This window comes from Microbacterium sp. 69-7 (genome assembly GCF_001897985.1).
Classification (GTDB): Bacteria; Actinomycetota; Actinomycetes; order Actinomycetales; family Microbacteriaceae; genus Microbacterium; species Microbacterium laevaniformans.
The window spans coordinates 25,392-34,553 of the sequence record NZ_MKRU01000109.1 but is presented as its reverse complement, the minus strand read 5'-3'; the positions used below and the strand labels follow the sequence as shown (position 1 = coordinate 34,553).

General features: G+C 70.9%; 7 protein-coding genes. 2 read left to right on the top strand and 5 right to left on the bottom strand.

Going from position 1 to position 9,162, the window contains the following annotated elements:
- Positions 1-870, top strand: an 870-nt coding sequence (locus BGN98_RS13780; RefSeq protein ID WP_288121700.1) for a M20/M25/M40 family metallo-hydrolase, incomplete at its 5' end; no start/stop codon positions are given.
- 135 nt (positions 871-1,005) lie between these two features.
- Here the strand turns inward: BGN98_RS13780 and hrpA are convergent.
- From hrpA to BGN98_RS13755, 5 genes are all read right to left on the bottom strand, one after another.
- Positions 1,006-4,998, bottom strand: a complete 3,993-nt coding sequence (gene hrpA, locus BGN98_RS13775; protein WP_288121699.1) for an ATP-dependent RNA helicase HrpA — start codon at positions 4,996-4,998, stop codon at positions 1,006-1,008.
- A 25-nt stretch (positions 4,999-5,023) separates the two neighbouring features.
- Entirely contained in the window at positions 5,024-5,686 is a 663-nt protein-coding gene (locus BGN98_RS13770) for a hypothetical protein (RefSeq protein WP_016464613.1), read from the bottom strand.
- On the bottom strand, positions 5,683-6,024 hold the full coding sequence (locus tag BGN98_RS13765; RefSeq protein WP_231477220.1) for a hypothetical protein: 342 nt from the start codon (positions 6,022-6,024) through the stop codon (positions 5,683-5,685). Before BGN98_RS13765 ends, BGN98_RS13770 begins: the two co-directional genes overlap by 4 nt.
- 122 nt (positions 6,025-6,146) lie before the next feature.
- Complete coding sequence (locus BGN98_RS13760; protein ID WP_288121698.1) at positions 6,147-7,760, bottom strand: EI24 domain-containing protein; 1,614 nt, start codon at positions 7,758-7,760, stop codon at positions 6,147-6,149.
- A complete protein-coding gene (locus BGN98_RS13755) occupies positions 7,760-8,188 on the bottom strand; it encodes a hypothetical protein (RefSeq protein WP_036289248.1) in 429 nt (142 codons plus the stop codon). The genes BGN98_RS13760 and BGN98_RS13755 overlap by 1 nt, the downstream gene beginning before the upstream one ends.
- A 126-nt stretch (positions 8,189-8,314) precedes the next feature.
- Here BGN98_RS13755 and BGN98_RS13750 point away from each other — a divergent pair, with 126 nt between their 5' ends.
- Positions 8,315-9,142 (top strand): aldo/keto reductase, encoded by an 828-nt coding sequence (locus BGN98_RS13750; protein WP_197017291.1) that lies wholly within the window; start codon positions 8,315-8,317, stop codon positions 9,140-9,142.
- Positions 9,143-9,162 lie beyond the last annotated feature (20 nt).

Sequence of the window (9,162 nt, the reverse complement as noted above, 5' to 3'; positions counted from 1 at the left end):
CGCGCGATCGTGGCGCTGCTGCGGGAGCGCGGGGTCACACCCGCTCTCGTCCTCGATGAGGGCGGCGCCGTCGTCGAGGGCGCCGTCCCGGGCGTCGCGGTGCCGACCGCGATGGTCGGGGTCGCCGAGCGCGGCGTGCTGACACTGCGGCTGACCGCGCGCGAGAGCGGAGGGCACGCGTCCACGCCGCCCGCCTTCCCCGCGACGGCGCGGCTCGCCCGTGCGATCGATCGGGTGCGGCGGCATCCGTTCCCCGCTCGCATCGCCCCGCCCGTGCGCGCTCTGTTCGCGACGCTCGCCCCGCACGCCGCACAGCCGCTGCGCACCGTCTTCGCGAATCTCGGAGCGCTCGCCCCGCTGGCCGCGCGGGTGTTCGCGGGCTTCGGGCCCGAACTGAACGCGATGGTGCGGACGACCGCCGTCGCGACCGAGCTGTCGGGCGCCCCGGGCGAGAACGTGCTCGCGACCACGGCGCGTGCCTCGATCAACATCCGCCTGCTGACCGGCGACACCGCCGCCTCGGCGACGGCGCGGATCCGCCGCATCGTGGCCGACCCCGCCGTCGAGATCGAGGTGCGCCACGGGTCCGACCCCTCGCCGGTCTCGTCCTGGCGCGGCGAGCCGTGGCGGCGCATCGCGACCGCCGTCCACGACGCCCTGGGCACCGACATCGTGACGACGCCGTACATCCAGCTCGGGGCGAGCGACAGCCGCTGGTTCACGGCGATCAGCGCGCACGTCTACCGCTTCACGCCCTTCCACCTGACGCGCGGTGAGCGCGACGCGCTGCACGCGCACAACGAGCGCATCCGCGTCGAGTCGTGGCTGAACGGCATCCGTTTCTACCGCGCGCTGCTCACCGCCAGCTGAGCCGCGCGCGCATCGCCGCAGATCTTCACGTACTCCGCATCGGATCGGGTGAAACGGTGCGGAGTTCGTGCGATCCTGCGGAGTTGGTGGGTGGGTGGCTGGGTGGGTGCGCCCGCGGAAGCGGCGGCTGCCGCCTCAGGCGGAGAGCGCCTTCGTGATGCGGGGGAGCGAGACCGGCTCGGCGGTGCCGAGCGCCTGGGCGAACAGGCTCACGCGGTACTCCTCGAGCAGCCAGCGTGCGTGCGCGATCGCCGGCGGCGCCTCGGCGGCAAGGGGGAGCGCACCGCCGGCCTCCGCGTAGAGTGCCGCCGCGCGTTCGAACTCGGTCAGACGCTGGCGATCCCGGCCCGGATTGTCGGCGAGCGCACGCACCCGCTCCAGGGCGCCCTGCAGGTAGCGGGGAAGATGACGCAGTCGATCGAGGCCGGTGCGCGCGATGAATCCGGGGTAGATGAGCCCGCTGAGCTGTGCTTTCACGTCGCCGAGTGCAGCCAGCAGCGTCATGGCGTTCTGCGACTTCACGGCACGCTCGACGTCGCGCTGCAGCGTCAGGATGCGTGCCGTCAGAGAGACCGCCTGGAACAGCTCGTCGACCACGGCCGACGACAGGGCGTTGCGCACGGCGGCGAACTGCTCGGGCGTGCGGACACCGCCCGGGGCGACGCGCGCCATCACCGCGTCCGCGACGGCGACGCGCGCATCCTCGATGAGCGCTTTCGCGGACGGGTAGGGTGACGCTGCGAGCGAGAGCTTCTCGGGAGCGGTCAGATGCTCGAGCACGTACGCGCTCGGCGAGGGTACGGCGAGCAGCAGCAGGCGACGGACACCGGCGTGCGAGAGGCGTGCGGCACGCTCGGGAGTGGACTCGATGCGCAGGGCGACGGCATCCTTCTGGTCCACCAGCGCGGGATAGCCGCGCACGACGCCGCCGGCGACCTTCGTGTCGACGACCTCGGGCAGCGTGCCGAGATCCCACGTCAGAATGCCGTCGCGCTCGACGATCTGCGGTGCCCCCGGGGCGGATGCCGTCGCCGACGCGTCGCGGGAAGACATCCCCGAGGTGGACACCCCTGAGGCTCGGGCGACGCGCCCGGCGGGCTGCTGCTCACGCGTGAGCGTGCGGGCGACCTGTTCGCGGGCGCGGCCGGCGAGTCGGCGCTGCAGCTCGGCGAGGTCGCGGGAGGTGCCGACCGTGCGCCCGCGGTGATCGACGGCCCGGAACGTCATCAGAAGGTGTGCGGGCACCCGCTCGAGGTCGAACTCGTCGGCGGTCACGGGCTGGTTCGCCACGCGCTGGATGCGGGCGGCGAGAGCGCTGCGCAGCGACTGGGGCGGCAGGCCGTCGTGGTGCTCGGGCCCGGCCGACGCCAGGTCGTCGCCGAGCTTCGCAGCCCAGTCGGCGGCGGGCACCACGTGCCTGCGGATCGCCTTCGGCAGCGCTTTCAACAGTGCCGTCATCAGCTCCGACCGCAGTCCCGGCACCTGCCAGTCGAAACCGTCGGGGCGAAGCGCCGCCAGCAGCGGGAGCGGCACGACCACGCTGACGCCGTCCTCGGGGCTACCCGGTTCGAACCGGTACGCGAGCGAGAGCACCTGGTCGCCCTGCTGCCAGCGTCCCGGGAACGCGCGTTCGTCCGAGCGTGACGCGTCGCCCTGCAGGTCCGCCTCGGTCATGTCGAGCAGCCGCGGCGTGCGGCCGGAGGCGTCACGCCACCAGGTCTCGAACGAGCGCGCGTCGAACACGTCGTGCGGCAGGCGTGAGTCGTAGAACGCGAACACGGCCTCGTCGCCCACGAGGATGTCGCGGCGGCGCTCCCGCTCCTCCACCTTCTCCAGACGGCGGCGCAGGTCGAGGTTCCGCCGCTCGAACGCGGTGAGGCGCTTGTCGAGGTGCTGGCTGTTCCAGTCGCCGTCCACGAGCGCGTGCCGCACGAACAGCTCCCGCGCGAGTGGGCGGTCGATGCGGGCCAGCTGCACGCGGCGGCGCGGGATGATCTCGACGCCGAACAGGGTGACCTTCTCCGCGGCCACGGCGGCCCCGGCATCCTTCGACCAGTGCGGATCGCTCAGCTGGCGGTGCGCGAGATCTCCGGCGAGCTCCTCCGCCCAGGCCGGATCGATCGCCGCGACCGTGCGGGCGAACAGGCGCGACGTCTCGACGAGTTCGGCCGCCATGACCGCGTCGGGGGTCGCCTTGCGCAGCCCCGAACCGGGGAAGATCGCGAACGATGCCCCACGCGCCCCGCGGAAGGTCGCGATCGGCTTGCGCTTGTCGCCCCCGGTGCTCTTGGCGACACCGACGGAGCGGGTGTCGAGGATGCCGATGTGCGAGAGCAGACCGGCCAGGATCGCCCGGTGCACGCGCGCGGGGTCGGCGGCGGCGCCGTCGGAGGTCGAGCCCGTCTTCACACCCATGAGCTGGCGCAGCTGTCGGTGGACGTCGGCCCACTCGCGCACGCGGACGTAGTTGAGGAACTCACTGCGGCACAGGCGTCGGAAGGCGCTGGAGCCGAGGTCGCGCTGCTGCTCCTGCAGGTGGTTCCAGAGGTTGAGAAGGGTGAGGAAGTCGCTCGTCGGATCGGTGAAGCGTGCGTGCAGCCGGTCCGCCTGCTCGCGGGCTCCGGGGTCCTCGGCCGACGGTCGCTCGCGGACGTCCTGGATGGAGAGTCCGGCAACGATCGCGAGCACGTCGGGCAGCACCTCGAGGCGGCGCGCCTCGATGAGCATGCGCGCGAACCGGGGGTCGATCGGCAGGCGGGCGATCTCCCGTCCGAGGGAGGTGAGCCGGCGCGACGGCGAGACGGCGCGCAGTTCGCTGAGCAGGTCGAACGCCGCCTTCACGCCGCGGCTGTCGGGCTTCGTCAGGAACGGGAAGTCCTCGATGTCGCCGAAGCCGAGGGCGAGCATCTGCAGGATCACCGACGCCAGCGAGGTGCGGAGGATCTCGGGCTCGGTGTACTCGGGCCGTGAGAGGAAGTCGTCCTCGCTGTAGAGGCGGATCGCGATGCCGTTCGAGGTGCGTCCGGCGCGGCCGGAACGCTGCTGCGCCGACGCCTGCGAGACGGCCTCGATCGGCAGTCGCTGGATCTTCGACCGCGCGCTGTAGCGCGAGATGCGCGCCGTGCCCGCATCGATGACGTAGCGGATGCCGGGAACGGTGAGGCTCGTCTCGGCGACGTTCGTCGCCAGGATCACGCGGCGACGCACGCCGGCGAGCGTGGAGCGCTCGAACACGCGGTGCTGCTCGGCGGCGGAGAGCCGACCGTACAGGGGGAGGACCTCGGTGGGACGGGCGTCCTTCGCGTACATGCCGCGGATGGCATCCATCGCGTCGCGGATTTCGGCCTCACCGGGAAGGAAGACGAGCACGTCGCCGTCGGCCTCGCGGTCGAGTTCGCGCAGCGCCGCCATCAGCGCGTCGACGTCGTCACCGTCGGTGGGCGTTTCGACTCGGCCCTTCGGGTCTCGCGCGGCGGTCGGGGTGTCCTTCGGGTCTCGCGCGGAGGTCGGGGTGTCGGGGACGTGCGGGCGGTAGCGGATCTCGACCGGGTAGGTGCGCCCGGAGACCTCGACGATCGGGGCGGGTGTACCCGCGGAATCCGCGAAGTGCTTCGCGAAGCTCTCCGGATCGATCGTCGCCGACGTGATGATGAGCTTCAGGTCGGGGCGCTCGGGCAGGACGCGCGCGAGGTAGCCGAGCAGGAAGTCGATGTTCAGCGAGCGCTCGTGGGCCTCATCGATGATGATCGTGTCGTAGCGACGCAGCAGGCGGTCGCGGTGGATCTCATTGAGGAGGATGCCGTCGGTGACGAGCGCGATCTGGGTGTCCTCCGACACCTGATCGGTGAAACGCACCTTGTAGCCGACGGCGCCGCCGAGCGGCACGTGCAGCTCCTCGGCGATGCGCTCGGCGATCGTGCGTGCCGCGATGCGGCGCGGCTGGGTGTGCGCGATCTTCGTGCGCCCGAGCTCCAAGCAGATCTTCGGCAGCTGCGTCGTCTTGCCCGATCCGGTCGCACCAGCCACGATCACGACCTGATGGCCCGCGATGGCGCGCACGATCTCCTCGCGTGCCGCGCTGACAGGCAGCTCCGGCGGATAGGAGATCACGGGGACGACGGGAGGCATAGCCCTCCATCGTATTGCGTGCGCGTCAGCGCGCGGCGGCGCCCGCGGCGTCGACGGCGGTCTCGGGCGCCGAGCGGAACCCCGACACCTCGACGATGGCATCGAAGTAGGCGAGGAGGGCGTTCGGGATGTCTCCGAGCGGGGTGGAGAGCACGACAAGGCTCAGCTTCTTGGAATCCGGCACGGGGTACCAGTAGTGCGCGACCAGTCGCCGTCTCGTGAACGTCGCACCGTCCTCGACCTCGACGGACTCGTCCACGCGATGCGTGCGGACCACCTCGCCATCCGTGAACGGACGACGAACGGCGGTGCCGGCCATCTCGGGCGCGATGGTCGGCAGAGCCTCTTCGAGCACCGACAGCACGCGCTGCGGGTTCGTCCCGATGGACGGGCTCATGTGGAACCGATCGTCATCGAACAGCGTCAGCATCGCCGACATCGGCTCGTTCGGAGACAGTTCGGTCTGGAGCAGGAGGAGCCGACCCTGGGCGTCACGGGCGGCGCGCGCCGCATCGACGAGGTCGTCGCGCATCCGGCGACGCGGTGTCGCGTTCTGGTCGGCGGTGCCGAGCGTGCCGCGTGCGATATCGGTGGCCGAGGCCCGCGCGTTCTCGTCGCTGTCCAGCGCCACCGGCCACCAGGTGCCGATGAGGCGGAACACGAGCTCCGGGGCGGCGTCCGGGCTCACAGCTTCTCGAGGTCTACGCGGGCGAGGGTGACGCCGCCGTCGTACAGCGCCGTCACGTCGCTCGGGAGCCCCGCGACCGCCGTGGAGAGGTCGACGATCTTCTCCTCGTCGGCGGCATCGCGCGCGATCACGGTCACGGTCTCGATGCTCGCCGACGTGGTGTCGCGGATCGCGACGAAGATCGCCACGAGGCGGTCGGTCGTGACCGGCTCATCGGCGGCGACCAGCACGCTCACCGACAGGGTCTTCGCCATGCCGGAGGTGCTCACGGTACCCAGCGGGTCCTCCACCCCCGGGTCGGCCGCCGAGATGGCGGAGTAGACGCTCTGCAGATCCACGTCGGTTCCTTCCTGTGATGCGCTGGACGCGGCGGGCCCGCCGCCTCCGGTGCACGCGGTGAGTGCGGTCACGGCCAACACCGCAGCGGCGGCCGCGATGACGAGTCGAGACGATCCGAGCATCATTTCTCCTGCCAGGAGTAGTAGGTCGTGTCATAACCGTACGTGTCGTCGTCGCCGATGAAGTACGCGTTGAGGTCGTCCTGCGTGGCGGGCGGCACCCGATCGATCTGGCTCTGCAGCGTCGAGTTGTAGGCGGCGGCGTTGTGGATGCCGCCGACTCCCTGAAACGCCAGGGGAGACGGGCTGTTGATGGTGGTCCAGTTCGGCCGCTGCTGCGCATATCCGCCGCGGCCGAGGGAGATCACCGAGTCGAGTCGCGGCACCAGGTCGCCGTCGTGCTGCACCGAGACGACGGTCGTCGAGGACGGGATGGGCATGCTGTCGATCGGCGCGCCGGCGACCACGACCGCATCCCAGTTGTAGTCGGAGTTGTAGGCCGCGAGGTGGCCCGCCATGATCCCGCCTTGGCTGAAGCCGACGAGCATCACCGGATCGTCCGGTCCGACCCCGGCCTGCTGCATCGCCTGCAGGACCGCGCGCTCGTACTGCGAGCGCAGGGAGGGGGTGAGCATGAGGGCCAGGTTGCTGTCGAGGTCGTTGACCGCGCCCTGGTCGCCGTTTAACCGGGACAGCCACTCCTGCGTGCTGGGCAGCGCGACTCGCCACCGTACGACGCCGTCGGCGTCGACGACCTTCGTGACCTTGATGACGGTCTCGTCGGCGCTGTCTTCGGTGTGGTGACCGAGGGAGTCGACGTAGCCCGCATCCTTGATGGCGTGCGCGAGGTCGGTCGGCTCGCCCTGCGAGCCTCGCTTCTCCCGGCGGGTGCGGTCGTACTCGCTCACCTGGGGGGGGGGCTTGAGCACGTCCGACAGGATGCTCGCGAGCAGGAACCCCGCCAGGAGGCCGACCACCAGCGCAGCGATCAGCGGGCCGATCACGGGGATGAGCGACAGCAGCGCGTACACGAGGGCGAGGATCAGGACCGTGCCCACCAGGGCGAGCACGGTCGAGACGAGCCGCTGGAGCTCGTCCCACAGATCCTGAAGGAAGTCGCCGACCCACGTCGCCAGGTCGGCGAAGAACGAGCCGAGGCCCTCGAAGAAGCTGCCGACGCGATCGAGCCAGCTCTCGTTGGTGGCGTCGATCGCACTGTCGATGAGCGACATTGCACGCTGGGCCGCGGCCTCCATGTCGCGGCGCGCCTGCTCGTGAGCCTCGCGTGCCGCCGACGCGGCGTCGTCGTAGCGGCGGGCGGCAGCACGCGCCTCGGCGAGCTGACGCTCGGCCGCTTCGATGTTTCCGGCGGGGGCCGTCGACTGCTCGAGGATGCGGAGCTGACGGTCGTACGCGGACACCTGCGTGTCGGCGCTGCCGGCGTGTCGCTCGGCGTAGGCCTCGCTCGCGTCGGCGTCGTCGGCCTTGCGGTGGGCCTCACGCAGGGCGGCCGCGTACTCCACGAGCGCGTTCGCCGTGCCCGCGTAGCGTCCATACGCGGCGCTGAGATCGCCGGCCACCTGTCCGCTGCGCTCGCGGATCGCATCGAGCGAGCGGGCCGTGCTGGCGTACGCGAGCGCACGCAGGTCGTCGGCGGCGCGTTCGATACGGCTCGCCGACGAGACGTACGTCGATGCCCGCTCGGCGAGGGCCTCGGGCTTTCCGGGGAGCGCCATCAGTTGTCTCCCGTCGCCGGCGGGGTCGGGGCGGGCCCGGGCGATGGACTGGGACTGGGACTCGGGGTCGGAGCGGATGCCGGCGGCACCGTGCTCTTGTCGACCTCGGAGTCAAGGTCGTTCGCGGCGGCGTGATCGCCCTTCGCCGACTGCTCGAGAGAGGCCGCGAGCTCGGTGTCGAGGTCCTCGAAGGTATCGACGACGGCGCGCAGGTAGTCGGCGATGAAGGTGAGGTTCTCCTCGAGTTTGCCCCGGGCGATGTCCCACTTGCCGCCGAAGTCGCGCACCTTTCCTGCCAGTGCGTCGTGGCCGGTGTATCCCGCCGTCTCGTCGGCGATGCGCTCGGATGCCGAGAAGTCTCCCGCGATCCGCTCGGCGCTCGACGCGCTCGCCAGCACCTCACCGACATCGATCTTCAGGTCGCTCATGTGTCCGCCTCCCTGCCCGACAACCTAAGCGAACCCTCCGACGGCGCGCGATGGGCAGAACAACCCATGCCGGTGGATGCCGCGGCATCCACCCGCACCGTCGCCGGCCCCGCCTACGCTGGAGACATGACGATCCCCCTCCTCACCCTCAACGACGGACACACCATCCCGCAGCTCGGCTTCGGCGTCTTCAAGGTCGATCCCGCGCAGACCGAGCGCATCGTCAGTGACGCCCTCGAAGCCGGCTACCGCCACATCGACACCGCGGCCATCTACGGCAACGAGGAAGGCGTCGGACGTGCCATCGCCGCCAGCGGCATCGCGCGGGACGAGCTGTTCATCACGACGAAGCTCTGGAACGACCGCCAGGCCGGAGACGAGCCCTTCGCGGCGATCGACGAGAGTCTCGCGAAGCTGGGCCTGGACGCCGTCGACCTGTACCTCGTGCACTGGCCCGCGCCGGCCAACGGCAACTACGTGAATGCGTGGGAGAAGATGGTGCAGATCCGCGAGGCCGGCAAAGCCCGCAGCATCGGTGTCTCCAACCACCTGCCGTCGCACCTGTCCGAGATCATCGCCGCAACCGGCGTCACGCCGGCCGTCGATCAGATCGAACTGCACCCGGCCTACCAGCAGCCGGACGTCACCTCATTCGCGAAGGAGCACGGCATCCTGATCGAGGCGTGGGGTCCGCTCGGACAGGGCAAGTACCCGCTCTTCGACGAGGCGCCCGTCGCCGCGGCGGCCGCGACCCACGGCAAGACTCCCGCGCAGGTGGTCCTCCGCTGGCACATCCAGCAGGGCCACATCATCTTCCCGAAGTCGAACAACCCCGAGCGCATCCGAGAGAACCTCGACCTGTTCGACTTCGAGCTGAGCGCCGACGAGCAGTCGGCGATCACCGCGCTCGAGCGCGGGGGTCGTGTCTCCGCGCACCCCGACGAGGTCAACTGACCCACGGGCACCCGTGCGCC

Excerpts from the sequence above, each read along its gene's own strand:
- hrpA (WP_288121699.1), bottom strand. The coding sequence starts at position 4,998 with ATGCCTCCCGTCGTCCCCGTGATCTCCTATCCGCCGGAGCTGCCTGTC.
- BGN98_RS13750 (WP_197017291.1), top strand. The coding sequence starts at position 8,315 with ATGACGATCCCCCTCCTCACCCTCAACGACGGACACACCATCCCGCAG.
- BGN98_RS13760 (WP_288121698.1), bottom strand. The coding sequence starts at position 7,760 with ATGGCGCTCCCCGGAAAGCCCGAGGCCCTCGCCGAGCGGGCATCGACG.
- BGN98_RS13755 (WP_036289248.1), bottom strand. The coding sequence starts at position 8,188 with ATGAGCGACCTGAAGATCGATGTCGGTGAGGTGCTGGCGAGCGCGTCG.